This window comes from Bradyrhizobium sp. F1.13.3, assembly GCF_040548265.1.
In the GTDB taxonomy this organism is placed as follows: Bacteria; Pseudomonadota; Alphaproteobacteria; order Rhizobiales; family Xanthobacteraceae; genus Bradyrhizobium.
Window position 1 is genome coordinate 72,976 of record NZ_JBEPRI010000010.1, and the last position, 23,291, is coordinate 96,266.

General features: G+C 62.9%; 25 protein-coding genes and 1 pseudogene. 20 read left to right on the plus strand and 6 right to left on the minus strand.

Going from position 1 to position 23,291, the window contains the following annotated elements:
• The first annotated feature begins 49 nt into the window (after positions 1–49).
• The 13 genes from ABIB66_RS25475 to ABIB66_RS25535 all read left to right on the plus strand — a co-directional run bounded on the left by ABIB66_RS25475 (position 50) and on the right by ABIB66_RS25535 (position 10,190).
• Positions 50–1,276, plus strand: coding sequence for a flagellar hook protein FlgE (locus tag ABIB66_RS25475; protein WP_354256029.1), 1,227 nt, complete (start codon positions 50–52; stop codon positions 1,274–1,276).
• 34 nt (positions 1,277–1,310) lie between these two features.
• Positions 1,311–2,786 (plus strand): flagellar hook-associated protein FlgK, encoded by a 1,476-nt coding sequence (gene flgK, locus ABIB66_RS25480; RefSeq protein ID WP_354256032.1) that lies wholly within the window; start codon positions 1,311–1,313, stop codon positions 2,784–2,786.
• Positions 2,787–2,789: 3 nt separating this feature from the next.
• Positions 2,790–3,836 (plus strand): flagellar hook-associated family protein, encoded by a 1,047-nt coding sequence (locus ABIB66_RS25485; protein WP_275169365.1) that lies wholly within the window; start codon positions 2,790–2,792, stop codon positions 3,834–3,836.
• 67 nt (positions 3,837–3,903) lie between these two features.
• Positions 3,904–4,248, plus strand: a complete 345-nt coding sequence (gene flaF, locus ABIB66_RS25490) for a flagellar biosynthesis regulator FlaF (RefSeq protein ID WP_275169364.1) — start codon at positions 3,904–3,906, stop codon at positions 4,246–4,248.
• Entirely contained in the window at positions 4,248–4,658 is a 411-nt protein-coding gene (gene flbT, locus ABIB66_RS25495) for a flagellar biosynthesis repressor FlbT (RefSeq protein ID WP_275169363.1), read from the plus strand. Before flaF ends, flbT begins: the two co-directional genes overlap by 1 nt.
• Positions 4,659–4,672: 14 nt before the next feature.
• Complete coding sequence (flgD, locus tag ABIB66_RS25500; RefSeq protein ID WP_275169362.1) at positions 4,673–5,086, plus strand: flagellar hook assembly protein FlgD; 414 nt, start codon at positions 4,673–4,675, stop codon at positions 5,084–5,086.
• Positions 5,083–5,349: a flagellar biosynthesis protein FliQ gene (gene fliQ / locus ABIB66_RS25505; protein WP_018453982.1), complete on the plus strand. Its 267-nt coding sequence runs from the start codon at positions 5,083–5,085 to the stop codon at positions 5,347–5,349. Before flgD ends, fliQ begins: the two co-directional genes overlap by 4 nt.
• 92 nt (positions 5,350–5,441) lie before the next feature.
• Positions 5,442–7,523 (plus strand): flagellar biosynthesis protein FlhA, encoded by a 2,082-nt coding sequence (gene flhA, locus ABIB66_RS25510; RefSeq protein ID WP_275169361.1) that lies wholly within the window; start codon positions 5,442–5,444, stop codon positions 7,521–7,523.
• Positions 7,520–8,272 (plus strand): flagellar biosynthesis protein FliR, encoded by a 753-nt coding sequence (fliR, locus tag ABIB66_RS25515; protein WP_354256036.1) that lies wholly within the window; start codon positions 7,520–7,522, stop codon positions 8,270–8,272. Before flhA ends, fliR begins: the two co-directional genes overlap by 4 nt.
• Positions 8,273–8,278: 6 nt before the next feature.
• Complete coding sequence (locus ABIB66_RS25520) at positions 8,279–8,698, plus strand: hypothetical protein (protein ID WP_275169359.1); 420 nt, start codon at positions 8,279–8,281, stop codon at positions 8,696–8,698.
• Positions 8,695–9,180 (plus strand): rod-binding protein, encoded by a 486-nt coding sequence (locus tag ABIB66_RS25525; protein WP_275169358.1) that lies wholly within the window; start codon positions 8,695–8,697, stop codon positions 9,178–9,180. The genes ABIB66_RS25520 and ABIB66_RS25525 overlap by 4 nt, the downstream gene beginning before the upstream one ends.
• A gap of 42 nt (positions 9,181–9,222) precedes the next feature.
• Positions 9,223–9,735 (plus strand): flagellar biosynthesis protein FlgN, encoded by a 513-nt coding sequence (locus ABIB66_RS25530; protein WP_275169357.1) that lies wholly within the window; start codon positions 9,223–9,225, stop codon positions 9,733–9,735.
• A complete protein-coding gene (locus ABIB66_RS25535; RefSeq protein ID WP_007613914.1) occupies positions 9,732–10,190 on the plus strand; it encodes a hypothetical protein in 459 nt (152 codons plus the stop codon). The genes ABIB66_RS25530 and ABIB66_RS25535 overlap by 4 nt, the downstream gene beginning before the upstream one ends.
• A 175-nt stretch (positions 10,191–10,365) precedes the next feature.
• Here the strand turns inward: ABIB66_RS25535 and ABIB66_RS25540 are convergent, their stop codons facing one another.
• Positions 10,366–11,136 carry a response regulator transcription factor gene (locus tag ABIB66_RS25540; RefSeq protein ID WP_354256039.1) on the minus strand — a complete coding sequence of 257 codons (771 nt, stop codon included), beginning with the start codon at positions 11,134–11,136 and terminating at the stop codon, positions 10,366–10,368.
• 819 nt (positions 11,137–11,955) lie between these two features.
• Here ABIB66_RS25540 and ABIB66_RS25545 point away from each other — a divergent pair.
• Positions 11,956–12,936 carry a hypothetical protein gene (locus ABIB66_RS25545; protein ID WP_354256042.1) on the plus strand — a complete coding sequence of 327 codons (981 nt, stop codon included), beginning with the start codon at positions 11,956–11,958 and terminating at the stop codon, positions 12,934–12,936.
• Positions 12,937–12,950: 14 nt separating this feature from the next.
• Here ABIB66_RS25545 and ABIB66_RS25550 read toward each other — a convergent pair whose 3' ends face one another.
• Positions 12,951–13,529, minus strand: coding sequence for a MarR family winged helix-turn-helix transcriptional regulator (locus tag ABIB66_RS25550; RefSeq protein ID WP_275169354.1), 579 nt, complete (start codon positions 13,527–13,529; stop codon positions 12,951–12,953).
• Between the two features lie 423 nt (positions 13,530–13,952).
• Here ABIB66_RS25550 and ABIB66_RS25555 point away from each other — a divergent pair.
• Positions 13,953–14,325: pseudogene (locus ABIB66_RS25555) on the plus strand (MFS transporter); the annotation flags it as partial.
• A 139-nt stretch (positions 14,326–14,464) separates the two neighbouring features.
• Complete coding sequence (locus ABIB66_RS25560; protein ID WP_275169353.1) at positions 14,465–15,352, plus strand: dienelactone hydrolase family protein; 888 nt, start codon at positions 14,465–14,467, stop codon at positions 15,350–15,352.
• Positions 15,353–15,409: 57 nt separating this feature from the next.
• Here the strand turns inward: ABIB66_RS25560 and ABIB66_RS25565 are convergent, their stop codons facing one another.
• Together ABIB66_RS25565 and ABIB66_RS25570 are read right to left on the minus strand one after the other, a co-directional pair.
• A complete protein-coding gene (locus ABIB66_RS25565; RefSeq protein WP_354205002.1) occupies positions 15,410–16,672 on the minus strand; it encodes a serine hydrolase domain-containing protein in 1,263 nt (420 codons plus the stop codon).
• A gap of 120 nt (positions 16,673–16,792) precedes the next feature.
• Positions 16,793–17,644 (minus strand): SDR family oxidoreductase, encoded by an 852-nt coding sequence (locus tag ABIB66_RS25570; protein WP_354256045.1) that lies wholly within the window; start codon positions 17,642–17,644, stop codon positions 16,793–16,795.
• A 145-nt stretch (positions 17,645–17,789) separates the two neighbouring features.
• Here ABIB66_RS25570 and ABIB66_RS25575 point away from each other — a divergent pair, with 145 nt between their 5' ends.
• Positions 17,790–18,506, plus strand: a complete 717-nt coding sequence (locus ABIB66_RS25575; protein ID WP_354205513.1) for an HAD family hydrolase — start codon at positions 17,790–17,792, stop codon at positions 18,504–18,506.
• A gap of 67 nt (positions 18,507–18,573) precedes the next feature.
• On the opposite strand, the gene ABIB66_RS25580 is transcribed toward ABIB66_RS25575, so the two are convergent.
• Positions 18,574–18,981 (minus strand): nuclear transport factor 2 family protein, encoded by a 408-nt coding sequence (locus ABIB66_RS25580; protein ID WP_275169691.1) that lies wholly within the window; start codon positions 18,979–18,981, stop codon positions 18,574–18,576.
• A 100-nt stretch (positions 18,982–19,081) separates the two neighbouring features.
• Entirely contained in the window at positions 19,082–20,566 is a 1,485-nt protein-coding gene (locus tag ABIB66_RS25585; protein WP_354205006.1) for a mannitol dehydrogenase family protein, read from the minus strand.
• Between the two features lie 146 nt (positions 20,567–20,712).
• Between ABIB66_RS25585 and ABIB66_RS25590 the strand changes: the two genes are divergently transcribed.
• The 3 genes from ABIB66_RS25590 (at position 20,713) to ABIB66_RS25600 (ending at position 23,287) form a co-directional block, all read left to right on the plus strand.
• Positions 20,713–21,525, plus strand: a complete 813-nt coding sequence (locus ABIB66_RS25590; RefSeq protein ID WP_354060180.1) for a FadR/GntR family transcriptional regulator — start codon at positions 20,713–20,715, stop codon at positions 21,523–21,525.
• An 87-nt stretch (positions 21,526–21,612) separates the two neighbouring features.
• A complete protein-coding gene (locus ABIB66_RS25595) occupies positions 21,613–22,572 on the plus strand; it encodes a sialic acid TRAP transporter substrate-binding protein SiaP (RefSeq protein ID WP_354205516.1) in 960 nt (319 codons plus the stop codon).
• Between the two features lie 136 nt (positions 22,573–22,708).
• Positions 22,709–23,287 (plus strand): TRAP transporter small permease, encoded by a 579-nt coding sequence (locus ABIB66_RS25600; RefSeq protein ID WP_027570511.1) that lies wholly within the window; start codon positions 22,709–22,711, stop codon positions 23,285–23,287.
• The last annotated feature ends 4 nt before the right edge of the window (positions 23,288–23,291 follow it).

Here is a 23,291-nt window from a genome sequence, read left to right on the forward strand (position 1 = left end):
CAAGCAACAGCCTCCATTGTAACTGCAACCTACCAAAGGAGCCCAATTCATGAGCCTGTATGGTGTTATGCGCACCGGCGTTTCCGGGATGAACGCGCAGTCCAACAAGCTGTCGACAGTTTCGGACAACATCGCGAACGTCAACACCACCGGCTACAAGCGGGCTTCGACCGAGTTCTCCTCGCTGATCCTGAATAGCGGTTCGGGCAATTACGATTCCGGCGCGGTCGAGACCACGGTCCGCTACGCCATCAGCGATGCGGGCAATTACCAGTTCACGACCTCGGCGACGGACCTCGCGGTCCAGGGCAACGGCTTCTTCGTCGTGCAGGATCCGAACGGCAACAATTTCCTGACGCGCGCCGGCGCGTTCGTGCCCGACAGCACGGGCAATCTCGTCAACTCCGCCGGCTTCCAGCTGATGGGCTACAACATCGCGAACGGCGCCACGCCCACCGTCGCCGCCAATGGCTTCGGTGGTCTCCAGGTCATCAACGTCAACCAATTGGCGCTGCAGGCCGCGCCATCGACCAAGGCAAGTGTCGCCGCCAATCTGGATCCGAGCGCTGCGATCATCGCGGGCCCGCCCGGTCCCGGTGCCTATACCTCGAAGACTTCGGTCGTCACCTACGACAACATCGGCAACGCCGTGACCGTCGACGTCTATGCCGCGAAGACCGCCGCGAATACCTGGCAGATCCAGCTCTACGATTCCTCGACAGGTACCGCGCTCGCGGGTGGTCTCAACACCTTCACCTTCGACGTCACCGCAGTGGGCAAGGGCAAGCTCGCCGCCGCAAGCCCGACATCGCTGACCGTGACCATCCCCGGCGGCTCGTCCTTCAACATGGACCTGTCGGCCATGACCCAGGTCGCCTCCAGCTTCGACTTCAAGGCGACGGTCGATGGCAACGCTCCATCGGCGGTCGAGAAGGTGAACATTGACGACAAGGGCGTGGTCACGGCTGTCCTGAAGAATGGCACCGAGCTGCCGAGCTTTCAGATCGCGCTCGCGACCGTTCCGAGCCCCGACCATTTGACGCCCGAAGTCGGCAACGTCTACTCGCCGAACCTGGATTCCGGAAACGTGCAGGTCGGCCTCGCCGGCCAGGGCGGGCTCGGTACGATCCAGTCGGGTGCGCTGGAAGATTCCAACGTCGACCTCGCGGACGAGTTGACCTCGATGATCGAGGCGCAGCGAGGTTTCACCGCGAACTCGAAATCATTCCAGACCGGCGCCGATCTGCTGGACGTGGTCGTCAACCTGAAGCGCTGATTTCTTCAGCGCTCGTTCCCGGCAAGAGCAGATCATGAACCTTACCGCCGCTCTCGAATCCGCCCGCTCCTCGCTGATGGCGTCGGGCATCCAGTCGTCGGTCATCTCGCGCAACATCGCCGGTGCCAGCTCCACCGGCTATTCGCGCAAGATTGCCGTGCTGGACAACCTCCCGGGAGCCGGTGTCTACGTGGCGGCGATCCAGCGCGCCGCCAGCTCGGGTCTCTACACCAACGTGCTGACCGCGACCTCGTCGTCGGCCAAGCAGAGCGCGATCCTTGACGGTCTCCAGAAGATCGCAGCTGCCACGGTGGACGATCCGGAGCTCGACCAGTCGCCGACGGCGCAACTCAATGCGCTGAAGAAGGCGCTCCAGCAATATGCCAACGCCCCGGACAACACCACGCTGGCGCAGGCGGCGGTGGCGTCGGCCAAGGACATGGCGACCACGCTCAACCAGGCCACCCAGACCGTGCAGTCTGTCCGGGAGGGCGCGGATGCCGACATGAATACGTCGGTTCAAAACATCAATCGGTTGCTCTCCCAATTCCAGACCGTGAACACCGCAATCGTGAAGGGGACGATCTCCGGCGACGACATCACCGACTACCTCGACCAGCGCGACAGCATCGTCTCGCAGCTGTCGCAGGAGCTCGGCGTCACAATGTCGACCCGTCCCAACGGAGACGCGGCGCTCTATACCGACAGCGGCGCCGTCCTGTTCGACAAGTTGGCGCGCACGGTGAGTTTCGCGCCGACCAACGCTTATACGGCCGGTACCACCGGCAATGCGGTCTATGTCGACGGCGTGCCGGTGACCGGCGCCAATTCTGTGATGCCGCTGAAATCAGGCAAGCTCGCAGGCCTCGCTCAGCTGCGTGACCAGGACACAGTCACCTATCAGAGTCAGCTCGACGAAATCGCGCGCGGCCTGATCGATACCTTCAAGGAGAGTGATCAGTCCGGCGCGGCGCTGCCCGACGTTCCCGGTCTCTTCACTTATCCCGGTTCGCCGGCGATGCCGGCGAGCGCCACCGTCTCGGTGGGACTCGCTGGCACGATTTCGGTTGCTGCATCGGTCGATCCGGCCCAGGGTGGCAATCCTAACCTGCTGCGCGACGGTGCGATCAGCGGCAACGTCGCATACCAATACAATACTGCCGGCAACGGCGGGTACTCGGCCCGGCTGCAGCAGCTCATCGGCGGCATGGATGCGTCGCAGCCGTTCGATGCAACCGCGCAAGGAAAGCCGAACGGCAGCTTGATCGATTTCGCGTCGTCCTCGACGAGCTGGATCGAAAACCAGCGCAAGACCGCCGACTCCAACGTCACCTACCAGAAAACGCTGCTCGACCGCAGCACCGCGGCGCTGTCGAACGTCAGCGGCGTCAACATGGACGACGAGATGTCGTTGATGCTTCAGGTCGAACGCACCTATTCGGCTTCGTCGAAGATCATCTCGACCGTCGACGAAATGCTGCAGAGCCTGCTGGCCGCCGTGGGAAATTAAGTGATGATGAGCGCGAACTACATCTCGACCTTGATGCTGTCTTCGTCGTTGAGGTCCTCGATCACGAACAATCAGGCCGCGCTGGCCAAGGCCTCGAAGGAAGCCACCACCGGCCGCTTCGCCGATGTCGGCCTCGAGCTTGGCGCCACGACGGGAAGCGACGTCAGCCTGCGGGCGGACCTGAGCTTCGCCGATCAACTCGTCGATACCAACGGGCTGGTCTCGGGACGCCTGGACATAACGCAGAGCCGGATCACCCAGCTTGGTTCGACCGCAACGGACTTCCTCAAGGACCTTATCGCGGCTCGCAGTACCGACGGCGGCGGGCGGATCATCCTGCCGCCTGCGTCCTCCAACCTCCAGGATTTGATTGGCGCGCTGAACGTATCCTATAACGGCTCGTCTCTGTTCTCGGGCATCAACACGCAGAACACGCCGATCACGGCCTACACCGCGGGCTCCGCGAGCAAGAACCAGGTCGACGCCGACTTCCTTGCGACCTTCGGCTTCTCGCAATCATCGCCCAGCGTGAGCAGCATCACCCCGGCTCAGATGCAGACCTTCCTGGACACCACCTTCGATGCGGAGTTCGCGAGCCCGGCCTGGAACACCAATTGGTCGTCGGCGACCGACCAGGTCATGCAAAGCCGTATCTCCACGACCGAGATCGCTGATACCTCCGTCAGCGCCAATCAGCCAGGCTTCCGCAAGCTCGCCGAGGCCTACACCATGATGGCGGATCTCGGAAACGCCAGCCTGGATCAAGCGACGTTCCAGGTCGTCGTGGACAAGGCCATCGGCCTTGTCGGAAACGCCATCAGTGACCTTGCGACCCTCGGCGGCAACATCGGTACGGTCCAGCAACGGATCACCTCCGCAACCGACAAGCTCAAGACGCAGCAGGATATTCTGAACAATCAGATCGTCGGTATAGAGAAGGTCGATCCGACGGAAGCATCGGTCCGGGTCAACACCTTGCAGACGCAGATCCAGACGGCGCTTGCGCTCACCTCGCAGCTCCAGAAGATCAGCCTCATCAACTATCTCTGAGTCCAGCTCCTTCGTAAGGTTCGTAACCCTTGTCTTGTTGTTCGGTCTCCTGCGCAGAGTTGTCCTGATGACGTTTGAAGCCTATGAAGCGGTCGTCGACGAGAGCGGCTATGAGGCGCGGGGCCGCGAGCGGCAGGCGCTCAGCCTCGGCATCGACCGGCTCGAGCGGATCCAGAAGGACCGCTTCAGCCTCGAGGATCTGGTCGAGAGCCTACTCTATGTGCGGCGGCTGTGGACGATCTTCATCGAGGATCTCGCGCATCCGGAAAACGGGCTTCCGGAAAAGCTGCGCGCGGACATCATCTCGATCGGCCTGTGGGTCGTCAAGGAAGCCGACCGCCTTCGCGAAGAAAGGTCGAATGACGTGATGCAGCTCATCGAAATCAACCGCCTGATCCGAGACGCTCTTTGATGAAAATATCCTTGCGCGCGGGCGAACGGGTCTACATCAACGGCGCGGTGCTGCGCGTGGACCGCAAGGTCTCCGTCGAGCTCGTCAACGACGTGATGTTCCTGCTCGAAGGGCAGATCATGCAGGCCTCCGACGCCACCACGGCGCTGCGGCAGCTCTATTTCATCGTCCAGCTCATGCTGATGAATCCGACCGACGTCCGGGACGCTGCAGCTCTTTACGGGCAGCATCACGCGGCCCTGCTCGCCGTGTGCGAGAGCCAGGAGATGCTGGTCGGGCTTGGCGCGGTCGACGACCTGGTCGGGGCCAGCCGTTACTTCGAGGCGCTCAAGCGGATCCGGGCACTGTTTCCGGTGGAGCAGGCCATCCTGGCCGGCGCCAAGATCGATTCCCCATTCGAGGCTGCCTGACAGCGGAGAGATACATGAACGTCACCAGCGCGACCGATAGCACCAGCAAGTCGTCCAGTTCGACGACGTCGACGTCGAGCACCGGCGTCGACTACAACACGTTTCTTCGGCTCCTCATTGCGGAGATGAAGAATCAGGATCCGACCAATCCGATGGATACCTCCCAATACATGAGCCAGTTTGCGCAGCTTTCGTCGGTCGAGCAGGCAATGCAGACCAATAACAAGCTCGACGCTCTGCTGTCTTCGCAGTCGCTGTCGCAGGCCAATGGGTTGATCGGAAAGACCGTGAGCTTCACGGACTCGACCGGCGCGAGCTTCAGCGGCAAGGTCGCTTCGGTTTCCATCAACAGCGACGGCTCCGTCGCGACACTCGAGAACGGTACGAAAGTCGCGATCGGTCCCGGTCTCACGATCAGCCAGTCATGAACGAACGGGATGCTCTCGACATCGTCCAGGCGGCGATCTGGACCATCATCGTTGCCTCCGGGCCTGCCGTCGGTGCCGCGATGCTGGTCGGCACTATCATCGCGCTGATCCAGGCGTTGACCCAGATCCAGGAGGTGACGCTGACCTTCGTTCCGAAGATCATCGTCATTCTCGTGGTCGTCGCCGTCTCCGGCTCCTTCATCGGAGCCCATCTCTCCACCTTCACCGAGATGGTCTATTCGCACATCGAGCGCGGCTTCTGATCCGGACTGTCCTGGTCACTCTGCCACCCTGCCACCACCCCCGCGTAAGCTTTGCACGGCAGATTACGGGCCGGATCCTCTGCCGGTGACCCATGGCCGATACGTTAGCTGCTAGCCTGCCGACCCCGCGACGATTGGGCGCCGATGCCTTTTTCGCAGGCGGCATCGTGGCCATGCTCACGATCCTGTTCCTGCCGATACCGCCAATCCTGATCGATCTCGGTCTCGCATTCTCGATCGCGCTGTCGGCGCTGATCCTGATGGTCGCGCTGTGGATCCAGCGGCCGCTCGATTTCTCGGCATTCCCGACCGTGCTCCTGATCGCGACAATCCTGCGGCTTGCGCTCAACGTCGCAACGACCCGTCTCATCCTGTCGCGCGGTGGGGAGGGGGAAAACGCTGCGGGCCATGTCGTTGCCGGTTTCTCGAAGTTCGTCATGGGTGGTGATTTCGTCATCGGCCTGATCATCTTCGCCATTCTGGTCACGGTGAACTTCGTCGTGATCACCAAGGGCGCAACGCGTATCGCCGAAGTCGGCGCCCGTTTCACTCTGGATGCCATCCCCGGCAAGCAGATGGCGATCGACGCGGATCTGTCCGCGGGCCTGATCGACGACAAGGAAGCCCAGCGCCGGCGCCGCGAGCTGGAAGAGGAGAGCGCGTTTTTCGGCGCCATGGACGGTGCCTCGAAATTCGTCCGCGGCGACGCCGTCGCCGGTTTGATCATCACCGCGATCAACATTTTCGGCGGTATCATCATCGGCGTGACGCATCACGGGTTGACGCTGGCACGGGCCGCCGACGTCTACACCAAGCTCTCCGTGGGCGACGGTCTGGTAACGCAGATGCCGGCGCTGATCGTGTCGCTGTCGGCGGGCCTGCTCGTCTCGAAGGGCGGCACCAGGGGTTCGGCCGAGCAGGCGGTGTTGCGGCAGCTCGGCGGCTATCCGCGCGCGGTGTCGGCCGCCGCGCTGATGATGTTCGTGCTCGCCTTGATGCCGGGGCTGCCGACGGCGCCCTTCCTGCTGCTCGGCGGCGTCATGGCTTTCGTCGGATACTCGCTGCCGAGGCGGCAGGCAGCCCTGAAGCAGAAGGAAGATGCGCGCAAGGCCGACGAACGCGCCCAGGTCGATGCCAAGGAATCCGTCAAGGAATCGCTCAAGACGGCGGAGATCGAGCTGGCGCTCGGCGGCCACCTCTCGGTCCACCTGCTGGGCTCGCGCCACGAGCTGGCGCACCGCGTGGCGAAGATCCGCAAGAAGTTCGCCAAGCAGTACGGCTTCGTGGTTCCCGAGATCAAGCTCACCGACAATTTGTCGATCGATCCCAAAGGATACCAGATCCGGATCCACGACACCCGCGTCGCGCAGGGCGAGCTCCGGCTCGGCGAAGTGCTGGTGCTGGTCGACAAGGACGGCAAGCCCGACGTGCCAGGCGAAGAGGTGATCGAGCCGGCCTTCGGCATGAAGGCGTTGTGGGTGACGGACGCGTTCACCGACGAGGTCAAGCGTCAGGGCTGCAAGCCGGTCGACAATCTGTCGGTGCTGCTCACGCATCTGAGCGAAGTGATCAGGGCCAACCTCGCCCAGCTGCTGTCCTACAAGGACATGCGCGGCCTGCTCGACCAGCTCGATCCCGAATACAAGCGCCTGGTCGAGGATCTCTGCCCGTCGCAGATATCGTATTCGGGGCTGCTGGCGATCCTGAAGATCCTGCTGGCCGAGCGCGTGTCGATCCGCAACCTCCATCTGATCCTCGAAGCCATCGCCGAAATCGCGCCCCATGTGCGGCGCTCCGAGCAGGTGGCAGAACATGTGCGTACACGTCTTGCCCAGCAGATTTGCGGCGATCTCTCCGACAATGGCGTGCTCAACGTCGTCCGTCTCGGCAACCGTTGGGATCTCGCGTTCCACCAGAGCCTGAAGCGCGACGCCAAGGGCGACGTCGTCGAATTCGACGCCGACCCGCGCCTGATCGAGCAGTTTGCGACCGAAGCCAGCGCCGCGATCCGCAAGTTCACCGAGAACGGCACCAGCGTGGTGCTGGCGGTGACCCCGGAAGCGCGTCCCTACGTCCGGATGATCCTGGAGCGGGTCTTTCCGACACTGCCGATCCTGTCGCATGTCGAAGTCGCGCGCAGCACCGAGATCAGGGCGCTTGGAGCCATATCGTGATCAGCGGCCTCACCGACAGCGTGCTGGTGACGTTCATCGTGTTCTGCCGCATCGGTGCCTGCCTGATGCTGGTGCCCGGCTATTCCAGCGTCAACGTTCCGGCCCAGGTCCGATTGTTCGTCGCGCTCGTCACGACGTTTGCGCTGACGCCGATCCTGATTGCTGTCCTGAAGCCTCTCACGGACAACGCGGCGCCGCTGACGCTCGTGCTGCTGATCTGCTCCGAGCTCGTGGTCGGCAGCGTCATCGGGCTCGGCGGTCGCGTGTTCTTCCTCGCACTCCAGACCATGGCCACCATGATGGCCAGTGCGATCGGGCTGAGCAACATCCCGGGGACGCAGGTGGGCGACACCGATCCGGCGCCGGCCCTGGTGCCGCTGATCATGACGGCCGTCACCACGCTGTTCTTCATGACCGACCAGCACTGGCAGGTCCTGCGCGGGCTGATGAACTCCTACGACGTCTGGCATCCCGGCGACCGGCTCGGCGGCAGCATGCCGCTCGACCAGCTCGTGGGCCGGTTGTCGGAGGCATTCGTGCTGACGCTGCGGATCGCCAGTCCTTTCATCGTCTATTCGGTCGTCGTCAACCTGGCGGTCGGGCTGATCAACAAACTGACGCCGGCGATTCCTGTCTATTTCATCTCGGTGCCCTTCGTGCTGTTCGGCGGATTCCTGCTGCTCTACCTCACCAGCGACGAGCTCTTGACGCAATTCATGCTTGGCGTCTCGTCCTGGCTGGCGGAGTGATCGGTCATGACGTCGCGCGCGGACAAGCTCGGCCGGATGGTTTCGCTCGTGAAGCTCCAGCTCCGGCTGTCAGAATGGCAGCTCGCGCATCTGCGGCAGCAGGAGCGCAGCTTGCAGGACGAGCAGGAATGGCTGGTCGGAACTCTCAACGAGGGGAAGCCGCCGGCGGGATCATCGAGCGAATCGATCGCGCGGCGCCTGACCAGAACCAGCCTCGGCGCGCGCGCGATTCAGGCGCAGGCCTCGCAGCAGCTCGACCAGGTTCGCGCGGAGAGCCGCCGTGTGAAGCAGTTCGAGCAGGTCGCGAAGGCGGCGCTCGCGGACAAGCTTCGCGACGCCGAGAAGCGATCGCTCGAGGAGATGACGGGAACAAGCCTCACCGTGCGCGAGTGGACGCCACGGCTAGCCAACCGGAACAAGACATGATCGTGACAGCGACGCCCGACCTCGTTCTCGACGTCCTCGACGCAGCCGATCCCGTGACGCAGCGCGCGGCCGCCGCGAAGCTCGATGCGCTGAAATCATCGGACACGGATTTCGCCGCCACGATGGACACGGAGGTCGGCAAGGCGAAGGCCAAGGCGGCTGCTGCCGATCAATCCGCGACGAAGATTTCGGAACCGCAGTCGGGTGCGGTGAACGGGGCGCCGGTGCAGGTGATCAAAGCGCCGGCATCCGGCGAGGTGTACCGCAAGTTCGAAGCCTTCATCCTCCAGACCTTCGTCGAGACGATGCTGCCGAAGGAGTCGGAGGAGGTCTTTGGCAAGGGCACGGCCGGCGGTGTCTGGAAGTCGATGCTGGCGGAGCAACTTGGTGCTCAGCTGGCAAAGGGCAAGGGCATTGGCATTGCCAAGCAGCTCGCTGCCGCGCATCCGGCGGGACCGGACGCTACGGGCAAGGCCGGATGACGATCCGGCAATGGATGACAGAAGTTGAAGGATGAATTTCCTATGCAGGCACAAGAAGGCGCGGCGGCCATGGTAATGGAACAGCCGGCCGTGGACACCGAGGCGATGACGACGGCAGCCGTGTCGGGCGATGCGCTGCTGCCCGTGCTGCTGTCGAATGTCGGCGGCGAGGTCGCGAACGACGGCGCGGACGCGGCGAGATCGGACGAGGTGCGCGGCCTGCTGGCTGCGATTCGCCGGCTCGCAAGCATCGTCGAAGAGGAGACGGCCGCGCTCGCGACGGGCAAGAAGATCGACTTCGACGAGTTCAGCGCCCGGAAGAGCCGGAGCATGCTGGAATTCGTCCGCCTGATGCGGGCACGAATGCATCTCGGCGGCGAGGTCGAGATCACCGAGGAGATCCAGCGGCTGCGCGAGAAGCTCGAGCGTAACCGTTCCATCCTCGAAATGCATTACGATGCGGTGCGCGAGGTCGCGACCATCATTGTCAAGGCTATCAAGGACGCCGAGTCGGACGGCACCTATACCGGCCGCGCAGCGCAGGACGGAAAATGATCAGACTCGTGCTGGCCGGGCTCTGGGTATGCATCCTCACCGCGGGAACGAGCTATGCCGTGGCCTATTGGAAGGAAAATGGCAGCCTGCTGCCTGCAAAGGACGAATATCTCGAGGGGCTGCAGTACCAGAAGACGCGGGCGCTGAGCGTGCCGATGGTCGAGAGTGGCAACGTGCAGGGCTACATCGTCGCGCGCTTCGTCTACACCGTGGAGGCGCGGACCATGCACCAGCTCAACGTGCCGCCCGAGCCGTTCGTCGTCGATGAAGCCTTCCGCAGGATCTATGCGGACGATCGCCTCGATTTCAGAAAACTCGCCCGTTACGACCTCTCCATCCTCACGACGGCCATCAAGCAGCGTGTCAACGAGCGAATGCAGGCCGAAGTCGTCCAGGACGTCCTTGTCGAGGACTTCAATTACGTGTCGAAGGAAGAATTCCAGCAGAAGCCCTAGGGCATTATCGGTTCTGATCGAATCAGAAGCGAAGCTCTAGAACCTAGTTTGGACGCGTGCCGCAGCGTCGGTACTGCCGCGCCTCTGTTCGCCATTGACGTCGCTGAAACTACAACGGCCTCTGCGAAGGAAGTTCGCAGGGGCCGTTGTCGGTTTCGTGGCAGCGCCCTGCCGATCAGTTTCCGGCCGGATACGCCGCCGGAGCGGCATGCGTCCTGTTCAGCAGGATGCCGACCTCATCGAGCTCCTGCATCGGCACGTCGATGGTTTCGCCGGCCGGGATGTCGAGCCGGTATCCGACGTAGCGCCGGGCCACGATCGCATCGAAGCCGAGGCGATCGCGGAGTTTCTTGCGCAGCTTGCTGACGTGGCTCTCGATTACGCTCTCGTCGAATGTCGCTTCGAAGATGCCGTAGACCGCGTTGAATATCTGCGTCTTGGTGACCCACTTGCCGTGGTTGCTGACCATATATTCGAGAATGCGCAGTTCGCGGCGGGGCAGGGTGAGGGCGTGGCCGGCGACCTCGGGGTCACGTCCGTTGAAGAAGACCTGGATCCTGGTCTCGCAGGGCCTCGGCAGTTCCCCGACCCGGCGGCGCGCAATTGCGGCCGTTCGGGCGAGGATCTCCCGGAGGTGAATCGGCACGTAGACGACGTCATCGACGCCCGATTCGAACAGCTCCAGCGTGTTCTTGAGCATCTTCTGGCCGCTCATGGCGATGATCGGCGCCGAGGAGCGCTTGCGCATCGCCCGCGGCAGGCTTCCGCGGGTGTCGCAATCCCCGAGGAGGAAGGCGTCCACCGCGGCCAAATCCGGTTCACTCGCAGATTGCAGCCAGTCCCAGAATTCTCCGGAGGAGAAGCCGATCGACGATACACCTTCGCGAACGAGCCCTCCGACATAGCTGTTCGTGACGCTCTCGCGATCATCAACGATAATATACATCAGTTTGTCGCCCCTGTTTCGCACTTGTTACGGCCGGTTGGTTGTTGTGATGCCCGGCTCGGCAACTGTGCTGTTTGACGATATTCCTTCCCGCGAACCGTTATTATGGTTTCGATATTCGCGGGCAGCCCTACGCATTCAGTGCCTGCGTCTCGCAGGCCTGCTACTTCGACTCGATACTGAACGCTTACTGCGTGAGGCTCGGCGGGTGTCTTGCGGATCACCTCGCGGAGCGGATTGAGAAAGCGACCTAGAACAGTTGCGCCAAGTTGCTCATTGCATCCGAACGCTACTGCACTGTGTCGATCTCCTCGCCAACTGGCGAGAATCACTTGAGTAGGACCGTAACAATTGCCGATTTCCGATCAAGCGTGCGCAACTAAGCGTTTGCTACACGTGCTTGATGCTGTTGATTCAGTTCGAGTTGTTTCTTTGTATATTCAATCGCATCAGTTGATTTGGAATTCGAACTAGTTTTGCACCCTGGCGGTTCTAAAGTTCCGCATCCCCGTATGATTACAGCTATTTTGGGTAATGCTGCGCATCATGCATATTGAGGGATTTTCAACCCCGGATTGACTCTCGTCATCGTGTTTCCACGTGCGACAATTCGACTCATGTATGGCGAGGCGACTCCAGCTTGGCGAAATCTTGGCAAGGGTGTGTCTTTCGAGTCGCACTCTCGCCACGTGCATGACGCTTTTGACTCATGTGACGTCGCATCGCGCGTGATGAAAAGTTTTCGATCCGCACGTTTCAGGCAAGCTTCGGCAAATAACGTCACCGTTCGACAGATCGAACTGAACGGAGCATTCTCGCATGTTGTCCGATGGACAAGCTCGTCCCAACGCAACCGCCGATGCTTCCGTAACGGCGAAGCCGGCTACAGATGCGCGCGATCCCAGGGACAATGCGGCGCCGACCGCCAAGCCTTTTGCAAATACCCAGCCTTTTGCAAATACTAAGCCTACTGCAAATACCAAGCCTGCTGCGAATACCAAGCCTGCGTCGGCAGCAGCTAGCGATGAAACTCTGGCGAAAGAGGCGCTCGAGGGCCTGAAGCGTATTCGCGCCAAGGCGCGCCTCGACAAGATGGCAATCCCCAAGCCTACGCCCACCGTGATCAAGCCGGCCGTGATCGTGGCCAAGCCGCCGCCGCCGCGTCCGACATGGGTCGTGCCGCTCGCGACATTGGCGGTCGCTGCGGTCCTGGTCGTCTGCGCCTGCACCGGCGTGATCGCCTATCTCACCACGCAGCCCGCCCAGAGCAACGTCGCCGCCAATACTGAGATCAGGAATCTGCGCGAGACGGTGGCGCAACTGCGCAGGCAGGTGTCGGGCGTGTCCGATAATCTCGACGGTCTGCGCACCGCGGTCGATCAATCGAGCAAGGCGACCAATGACCGTTTTGGCCGTTTTGGCGAAAATCTGGATCGCATCGAACGGGTGAGCTCGTCCTCTACGGTGAAGCTCGACAAGCTTGCCCAGGCGCAGGCCCAGGCTCCGGCGCCCGTGGCTTCACAGCCAATGATGGCCTCGGCCGCTACGCCCGAGATCACGGGATCGGTAGCTCCGGCCGAGCGCATTTCGGCGCCGCGCAAGACGGTCAAGGGCTGGTCGGTCCGCCAGGCCTACGAAGGGATTGCGATCCTGCAAGGCCCGAACGGCGTCATCGAGGCGGTGCTGGGACAGCAGGTGCCCGGCCTTGGCCGCATCGAGGAGATCAGAAACGAGAACGGACGTCTGGTGGTCGAGTCCAGCGGGGGCGTCATCTATTCGTCACGCAAGGCAACGCCCTGATCGAGGGCCGCCTTCTATTTGCGGTGATGCTCGAAGCTGGTACATAGCAGATCGACCTCCGCCTCCGCGATCGGCGCCCGAAACAGGCGGCAGCTGAACTCGGCCGTCGTCCTGCTGTCCGTGGTGGTGCGATCTTCGCGGAGGAAGATGCATCGCTTGCAGACGTCGGTATGGTGCCGCTGTTCGGCTGCGTCCGACTGATCCAGCACGTGGCGGAGCGCGTCGCGGAAGCTGACTTTCGCCTCGTCCTCGAGCACGGCGATGGACTCGACGAGGACATTGACGGGGTCGCGCACCAGGAACTTCCTGCCCTGTTGTGTCACGCTCAGCATCACCGACCGCTTGTCCTGGGCCGAGCGCTTTCGCTCGAGATATCCGAGCCGCTCCAGCTCCCCGATGATGAACGAGGCGGTGCCACGCGTGGTGCCGATGTAACTCGCGAGCGCCGACGGCGTCCGGGAAAACCGGTTGGCGCGAAAAAGGAAACGCAGCGCCATCCACTCGCGATCGCGCAAGCCGTGCTTGGCGCCTTCGAACCACAGGATACGGGCGACCTGTTCCAGCAGTTCAATCGATTCGCGAGCCAAGTTCATTTCGATTCCAGGTCGGTAAATCTTAATTCAATTGAGCTTTGGTAGCGCAATCCGGGCGGCTGATAATGAAGCTCCCTGAGAGAGGCGGAACCTTCGGCCGTGGAACTAGAGCGTCACGAAGAAAGTTCGAGTAAATCGCCCGGCTCAACTCTTCTGAAAATTTCAGTCAAATGGACGCGGTGTACGCGCAAATTCCGCTAGCGCGGGATGTGCGTGCAACATAATGTGTCGCTGCGACCATCGCGGAGCCCATTTGTTGCGTGAACCGCTTTGGATTGCGCGAGCAGGCCGATGGGCCGCAACTCGTGGCAGCGCAAATGGGGACGAGCGAACCGCTATTTTCGGTTAATGGATGTTGCGCCGCAAGGCGGCCAAGCGGTTAAATCGAAATAGGATCGAGCCGGAAATGCCAGTGTGTCGTCCGTGATCGAGCAAGTGAAGCCGTTCAGCGTCAAGCGCGCAGCATTGGCCGCCACCGTCGGCAACATGCTCGAATTCTACGACTTCACCACCTACAGCATCTTCGCCATCCAGATCGGCCATACCTCTTCCCGACGGGAAGCGAGTACGGCAGCCCGATGCCGTCGCTGGCGACCTTCGGCGCCGGCTTCGTGACGCGGCCGATCGGCGGAATCGTGCTCGGGATCTATTCCGACCGGATTGGCCTGCCATGCTGCTGAGCTTCGCACTCATGGGGCTATCGATCCTGACCATCGCGCTCACACCGTCCTATCAATCGATCGGCCTTGCAGCGCCCGTCATCGTGATCGCGGCGCGTATGGCGCAAGGCTTCGCCAGTGAAACAGCATCAGATCAAGACCTGAAAACAAGGCCTGAAAGCGGTGCGCTCGCAGGCTGGTGATTTGCGTTTCGCCGGCAATTATTGGCGAATGCGCCGCCTGAAGGATCAGGCGCGCATCAGGAAGGACGAACCGATGAGTATCGAAACCACCATGACATCCGACGTCGTCGGGCTGACCAAGGTCGCCCCGGTCTCGCGCCGCGGATTCATGAGCGCGACCGCGGCGGTCGCGGCCGGCTACACGCTTGCGGCAGGGCCCGTGCGCGCCGAGGCGATCACCACTGATACCGGCGGCCTCCAGATCAGCGACGTCAAGATCAAAGTCGGCTCCGAGGAGATGCCTGCATATTTCGCCCGCCCCGCCGGCAACACCAAGGCGCCGGTGATCATCGTGGCGATGGAGATTTTCGGCCTGCACGAATACATCAAGGACGTGACGCGGCGCCTCGCCAAGCTCGGCGCCTTCGCGATCGCGCCGGACTATTACTTTCGCAAGGGCGTCGATTTGACCAAGATCTCCGAGATCAAGGACCTGCTGCCGATCGTCAATGCCAAGCCGGACGCGGAGCTGCTGTCCGATCTCGATGCGACGGTGGCGTGGGCGGGATCGCAAGGCGGCGACACCGCGAAGCTCGGCATCGTCGGCTTCTGCCGCGGCGGACGCACCGTCTGGGAGTATGCCGCTCAAAGCGGCGGCCTCAAGGCTGGTGTTGCATTCTACGGCACCGTCGTCGATCCCGCCAATCCGCTGTGGCCGAAGAGCCCGATGCAGCTCGCGCCCGAGATGAAGGCACCGGTGCTCGGCCTCTATGGCGGCGCCGATACCGGCATTCCCGTCACTCAGGTCGAGCAGATGAAAGCCGCGCTCGAGCAAAACAAGAAGCCGGCCGGGTTCAAGATCTATCCGGAAGCGCCGCACGGCTTCCATGCCGACTACCGCGGCAGCTACCGCAAGGACGCCGCAGAAGATGCCTGGAAGCAGGCCCAGGCCTGGTTCAAGAAGTATGGCGTGTTGAGCTGACGCTGATTTTAAAAGGGCGGCCCGAGTGGCCGCCCTTTCTATTTCAAGGCGTCGACCTCACTTCACCATCGCGCCATAGACGATGTCCTGGACCTGTTCGCGATAATATTTGCGTAGCTCGCCCGGCGCCGCCGTTCCGACCACAACGACAAGACGCTCCTTGGGATCGCAGAAGAACTGCGTCCCGTAGGCGCCGTTCCAGGTGAACTCGCCGGGATTGCCGGGGACCGACGACAATCCTTCGCTGGTGCGGACCGCTACTGCGAGGCCAAAGCCGAAGCCGGCGCGATGCGGTTCGATGTTCGCCACGTTGTTCTTGATCTCGGGGCCGAGATGATTGGTCGTCATGTGATGCACGGTCTTGGGGCCGAGGATGCGCTGGCCATCGAGCTCGCCGCCGTTTAGCAGCATCTGTCCGAAGCGGATGTAGTCGCCGACGGTGGCGAACGAGCAGGCGCCGCCGCAGTCGAATTTTGTCGGCGTGTCCAAAAGCTTGATGGGTTGCGGCTTTCCGGTCAGCGGATCGTTGGCGAACGGGCGGGCGAGGCGAGGGCGCTGTGCGTCGGTCGGATGGAAGGTCGCGTCCTTCATGCCGAGTGGCTGCCAGACATTGGCGGCGAGATAGTCGCCGAGCTTCTGCTCGCTCACCTTCTCGACGACGGCGCCGAGCACGTCGATCGAGAAGCCGTATTCGAACTCCGTCGAGGGCTGATGCGCCAGCGGCAGCTTTGTCATCCGATCGATGAAGGCCTGGGTGTCGCCCTCGATCGCCGGTGCGACACCGTCGGGATATTGCCGCGCCACCGGGCTCGATGAGGCCGGGCGGCCGCCATACATCAATCCGGACGTATGGCGGTACAGGTCGTGAATGAAGATCGGTGACGCCTGCGGTTCGAGTTTCAAAGAACCGTCGCCCTGCTGAAGGCCGACTTTCATGTCGGCAAAGCCGGGATAGTAGTCGGACAGCTTGGCCTGAAGCGGCAGCTTGCCCTGTTCCAACAACGTCAGGCCCGCGACCGCCGCCATCGGCTTGGTCATCGAGGCCAATGCGAAGATCGCGTCAACAGGCATCGGCGTGCCCTTGTCCGGATCGAGCATGCCATAGGCCTTGTAGTGCACGAGCTTGCCGTCCCGCGCCACCGCCACGACGGCGCCGGGCACGCGCTTGGCGGCGATCTCACGCGCGAAGAAATTGTCGAGCCGTGCAAGGCCTTGTTTCGAGAAGCCGGCCTCGTCTGGGCTGGCTTCGGGCAGCGGCGCGGCGCGCGCTGCACCGAGTGTGATGACGGCAGCCGCCGCGACCATGGCGATCGTCTTCATTGGATCCTCCCAAGCGCGGGCTCGTTTTGCAGTGGCCCGCTCGGTGGTTAGATCACGACCGTACCGGAGCGAAGTCAAGCGCGAGCAGGGCATGTCTGGGACGCCGGGAATGCCGGAACGCTATCGTCCCTCTCCCGCGTGCCACAACGTATCCAGGGCGTGGCGGTAGGTCGGATACGCAAGCGTGACGCCGAGCTCGCGCTTCATTTTCGCGTTGGAAACACGAGCGCTGCTGGCATAGAAGCTGCGGGCCATCGCCGACATCTCGGCGGTCTCGAACGCCTCTTCGGGCGGCGGTGCAACATTCATCAGCTTCGCCGCGTACGCAATCACATCCTGCGGTGGTGCGGGCTCGTCGTCGCAGACGTTCCAGATGCCGCCGCTCGGGTGACGAACCGCGGCTATGATCGCGTTCGCGATGTCGTCGACGTGGATGCGGTTGAACACCTGTCCCGGCTTGATGATGCGCCGGACCGTTCCAGCGCGCAGCGTCACCAGCGCGTTACGGCCGGGGCCATAGATACCCGCAAGCCGCAGGATCGCGGCATCGCCACCGGTCGTGTCCGTCCATGCCTGTTCCGCCGCGAGCCGCATGCGCGTGCGGTCGAGGTCGGCCTTCGGCGGCGTGCTCTCGTCGACCCAGCCGCCGGCATGGTCACCGTATACGCCGATGGTGGAGAGATAGATGATCCTGAGGTGGCGGTCCGCTGCCAGCACGTCCGAGAAGGTCGCGATGGCAGGATCGCCGGCGCTGCCGGGCGGGATCGAGATGAGAAGGACGTCGGCGTCGCTGATACGTTCGACCGTCTCGCGTGCCGGACTGCCGCCGGAGAAGGCGTGCACCTCGATGCCGGCGAGATCGCCCCGCTGCACGGGATCGCGCACCGTGCCGGCGATATGCGAGAAGCGGCCACCGAATAGGCGGACGAAGTGCCGGGCACTGTAGCCGAGGCCAAGGATAAAGAGCCGCATACGTCTTCCTTGCAGGTCGAAGTTCCCGTTCGCGCCGCAGCGCTCCTCCGCTCATAAGAGATTTTTGGGTTCGGCAAAAGATATTGCGATTTGTTCCGCCCGCCTGTGCAGGCGATGCTCGCTCATCGGGAGGAACGCATCGAACATGCAGGCAGAAGCGCCCGCCATCATGCTGTCTGACGCGGTTGAGCTGGTCCGCCGCGCCGCCGCGCTGATCTTCGATGTCGACGGCACCTTGGCCGAGACAGAAGAGCTGCATCGGCAGGCTTTCAACCATGCCTTCGCCCGCCACGGCCTCGACTGGAAGTGGGACCGGGCCGTCTACAAGGACCTGCTGCGGGTCACCGGCGGCAAGGAACGGATCCGCGCCCACCACGAAAGGCTGCCGATCGCGGCGCCATTGTCGGACGTGGACATCGCGGAACTCCATCGCATTAAGACTGCGCGTTATGCCGAACTGGTCGAGACCGGCTGCTGCCCCTTACGGCCCGGGGTGACGGATCTGCTTGCTGCTGCCAAGGCGCGCGGCCAGCGGCTCGCGATCGCGACGACCACGTCGCACGGCAATATCGATGCACTGCTGTCGCAAGCCTTCGGAAAGCGCTGGGCCGCGGATTTTGATGCGATCGTCGCGGGGGATGACGTGCGGCATAAAAAGCCTGCGCCGGACGTCTATTTCGAAATCCTGGCGCGGCTGAAGCTCAACGCGTCCGACTGCGTCGCGATCGAGGATTCCGCCAACGGCCTGATCGCAGCCTCAAGGGCGAACATTCCCGTGCTCATCACCAGAAGCATGTTCTTCCGGGACGACGATTTTAGCCAGGCGCGGGTCGTGCTGGATGATCTGTCCGGGCTCGGGTGAGGCGCCAGAACAAAAAACTGAAAAACAACCCCATGCACAGTAGAATGTGCTTGCGGGCCGGGCGCCCTCAATGGACGCGGTGGCTCGCTCTATCGTCCTCAGCTTGCTCGACAATTTGCGCGATCGGACTCGACTGGTGGTGCACCAGGCGCCAGTCGTCCCCGACGCGCCGAAAATGGTTGGCAGCGGCCAATGCCGTGCCGTCGACGATCTCGATGCAGAGCACGCGCGCGCTATCGCCATCGACAATGGCCTGCGGTTCCGCGCAGACGATCTGCGGGCGTTCCGGACTCTGCAGGATGTCGCGCCAGCTTCCGATCACCGTGGCCCGGCCGATGATGGCCGGCCAGCCGGGATGAATGCAGGAAATGGTGTCATCGTCCGCCCACATCCGCTCCATTTCGTCGAAATCGCCGGTCGAAAAGGCGGCGTAGAACGCTGCGTTCGCGGCGATCACCTTGTTGTCCTTTGCCATGCCTCTCGGGTGGGGCAATGACAGGGAAAAATCAAGCGCGACTTCCGTCGACTTTCCGTTCGATCTGGACCGCAATGCAGCATTGCTGCCCGTTTTGTGGTCACGCTGAGACAAGCGTCTCCACCGCACGCCGCGCGCCATCCTTATAGAGTCGGCCGAGCGCCACGGTCACGGCCTCGCGCAGGCGCGGCTCCGCGCCCAGCGGCCCGAACACTTTTCCGACGCCGAGCAGCGCGGGCGCCAATCGTTCGGCGACGGGACCTGCCTCGCGCGCCAAGCCAGCGAACTCGGCGGCGAGCGGATCACGCACGTCGATGGTGCGGTCCTTCTCGTCGCGGCCGGTGACGTAGCGCATCCAGCCGGCCACCGCGAGCGCATGCGTCGCGATCGGCAGGTTCCTGGCGAGACGATCCTGGATCGCGCCGAGCAGGCGCTGCGGTAGCTTTTGCGAGCCATCCATCGCGATCTGCCAGGTGCGGTGACGCAGTGCCGGATTGGCGAAGCGCTTGAGCAGCGAGGCGCGATAGGCGGCGAGATCGGTGCCCCCGGGCATCGTCAGCGTCACCGCGGCCTCTTCCATCACCTGCGCGGCGAGGCGTGCGAAATGCGGATCCTGCATGGTGTCGGCGATAGTCTCGTAGCCGGCGAGATAGCCGAGATAGGCCAGCGCCGAATGGCTGGCGTTGAGCAGCCGCAGCTTCATCAGCTCGAACGGCTTGACGTCGTTGACGAGCTCGACGCCGGCAGCGGCAAGATCGGGCCGGCCTGCCGTGAAACGGTCCTCGACCACCCATTGCGTGAACGGCTCGGTCATGACGGGCCATGCGTCGCGCAAACCGAGCGCCGATGAAACCGCATCGCGGTCACCATCCGTCGTCTCCGGCACTATGCGGTCGACCATGGTCGAGGGGAAGGCCGCGGTATCCGCGATCCACTTGCCGAGATCCTTCGAGCGCAGCGCGGCGAATTGCGTCACGATCCGCTGCACGGTGTGGCCATTGGCGGCGAGGTTGTCGCAGCTCAGCACAGTGAAGGGCGGGGCGCCCAGGGCCCGCCGGCGCGCCAGCGCTGCAATGATGAAGCCGGGTGCCGAGCGCGGTGCGTCGAAATTGTTGAGGTCGTGCACGACATCAGGATGCCGCTCGTCGAGATCGCCGGTCTGCGGCGTGTGGCAATAGCCTTTCTCGGTGACGGTGAGGGAGACGATGCGAATGGCGGGATCGGCCATTCGCTCGACCAATCGTGCCGGGCTCTCGCGCGCGACCACGCTGTCGAGCAGCGAACCGATGATGCGGTGCTCGGTGCCTTCGGCGGCACGGACGGCGACCGTATAGAGATGATCCTGCGGGGCGAGGGCGTCGCGTGTGTCAGGGCTGCGCAGGCTGGCGCCGACGATGCCCCACGAGGTGGCGCCGGCCGCAAGGCAATCGTCGATGACGACGGCCTGGTGGGCGCGATGAAACGCGCCAAGGCCGAGATGCACGATGCCGGGCGTGACGCGCGAACGATCGTAGGCCGGGCGGCGGATACGTGGTGGCAGCCGGTCGAGATTGGCGCGGCCAAGGCGCGTTGGATCAAGGCGCATGGTCGTCTCTCCCCTTGTTTGGCCGCTGCTTGACATGGCGCCCGTCCTCGGTCAATGCTGCGGTCAATTGGTAAGACCAATTTTCCAAAATTGGCGGGCTGCCTGCAGCGAGAGCTGCCGGCGTGACCCTTTTCGGGAGGACCAGCGTGCCGCTGGAAGCTGTGGAGGCGAGACGGCTTTATCGCCAGGTCGCCGATCAATTGCGAAACCTGATCGACAGCGGCGAGTACGCGGTCGGCAGCCGCTTGCCGACCGAACGCGAGCTCGCCGAGCAACTCAAGATTTCCAGGCCGACGGTGCGTGAAGCCCTGATCGCGCTTGAAGTCGAGGGCCGCCTCCGTATCCGCGTCGGCTCCGGCATTTATGTGATCGAGCCCGCGGCCGTTGCCGCGATCGCGCCTGCTTCCGTCATCGAGGGCCCGTTCGAGCTGCTGCGCGCCCGCGAGTTCCTGGAAAGCGCCATTGCCGAAGAAGCCGCGCGCGTGGCGACGAAGGACGACGTTGCCCGCATCGATGCGTCCCTTGTCGCGATGGAGAATGTAGAACACCCCGGCGAAGCCTCGATGGTCCATGACCGCGCCTTCCACGTCGCGATCGCCGGAAGCCTCGGCAATGCCGTTCTGGTGCGCGTGGTCGGCGAGTTGTTCGACCAGCGCCTCAATCCCTATTTCGCGCAGCTTGCGCATTATTTCGAGAGCCCGGGCACGTGGCGCACTGCGCTCGACGAGCATCGCGCGGTGCGCGACGCGATCACGGCGCATGATCCCGAGGCCGCGCGCGATGCGATGCGCGATCATCTCGCACGATCCCAGGAGCGCTTTGCGCAGAATTTTGGCGCCGAGACCGCGGCAGGATCGTCTTCGGCACGCGGCCGATCGGCAGGCTCGCCGGTAACGCCGGCAAAACCGGAGCGAGCGCTGAAGAAGCGGGCCAAAAGCGGCAGCGCGCGGCGGCGATGAGATTGGGCGGCCCGCGTCCACTTCAGGCGGGCGAACAAGAAGTAGACTTGAAAAATGGAGGAAAAGTCAGTGTTGAAAAAGATGACAATGGTGGTGGCGGTCTCGGCCGCGGCGATGATTGCTACGACTGGCGCCGGCATGGCGCAGACCAAGCTGAAATGGGCCCACGTCTACGAGACCTCGGAGCCCTTCCACACCGCGTCGGTCTGGGCCGCGCAGGAGATCGGCAAGCGCACCAACGGGCGCTATGCGATCGACGTCTATCCGGCGTCGCAGCTCGGCAAGGAAGCCGACATTAACCAGGGCCTCTCGCTCGGCTCGGTCGACATCATCATCTCCGGCTCAAGCTTCGCCGCGAAGAGCTTTCCGCCGATCGGCGTTACCTATTATCCCTACACCTTCCGCGATGCCGATCATCTGCTCGCCTACACCAAGAGCGACATCTTCAAGGAGCTTACCAAGGGTTATGAGGACAAGAGCGGCCACCACATCGTCGCGGTGACCTATTACGGGGTGCGCCAGACTTCGTCGAACAAGCCGATCAAGACCTGTGCCGACCTCAAGGGCCTGAAGATGCGCGTGCCCGACGTTCCCGCCTATCTGGCGATGCCGCGCGCCTGCGGCGCCAACACCGCGCCGATCGCGTTCGCCGAAGTCTATCTCGCGCTCCAGAACGGCACCGTCGAGGCTCAGGAGAACCCGCTGACCACGATCGAGGCCAAGAAGTTCTACGAGGTGCAGAAGCACATCGTGCTGACCGGCCACATCGTCGACCATCTCAACACGGTAGTGGCCGGCGCGCTCTGGAAGAAGCTCAGCGACGAGGACAAGAAGATCTTCACCGACGTCGCGCAGGAGGCCGCCGCCAAGGCGACCGCGGAGATCAAGCAGAACGAGGCCAAGCTGGTCGCCTTCTTCAAGGAGAAGGGCCTGACCGTGACCGAGGTCGACAAGAACGAGTTCCGCGACACCGTGCTGAAGAACGTCGCGTTCGAGACGTTTGGCTATCGCAAGGCCGACTGGGAACGCATTCAGGCGGTGAAGTAACGACGTATCGTCATCCCGGGGCGGTCCGCAGGACCGAACTACGGTGCGCAATCGCGCACCTGAGAATCTCGAAGGTTCCGGGTCTGGTGCTAGCGCACCATCCCGGAACGACGTGATCAGTTTGAGGAGCACACCCATGTCCACCGCCGAAACGCACCGGCAGATCACCGCGGACGAGATCGCCCACACCTTCGAGGAGGAGGCGGCACCCAAGGTCGATCTCGGCATCTACGCTTTCGAGGACTGGGTCGCGCTGGCGATCTTCTGGGTAATGGCGCTCGCCGTCTTCCTCCAGTTCTTTACCCGCTACGTGCTCAACGACAGCTACGCCTGGACCGAGGAGATCGCGACCTACTGCCTGATCGGCGTGGTCTTCATCGGCTCCTCGATGTGCGTGCGGCTGTCGCGGCACATTCAGGTTGACCTGCTCTATCGCTATCTGCCGCACCTCGTGGCGCGGGCGTTGTCGACGGTGATCGACCTGATCCGGATCGCCTTCTTCGGCTACGCCATCAAGCTGGTCTGGGTCTACATCCAGATCATCGGCGACGAATCCATGACCACGATCAATCTTCCCAAGGACTACGTCTACTACGCGGTGCTGCTCGGCTTCGTGCTGATGTTCGTGCGCTCTCTGCAGGTGGCCGTGCAACATTTGCGACAGGGCTATTCGATCCTCGAACGTCCCGGCGCCTACGACGGTTTTGAAGGGTAATCCC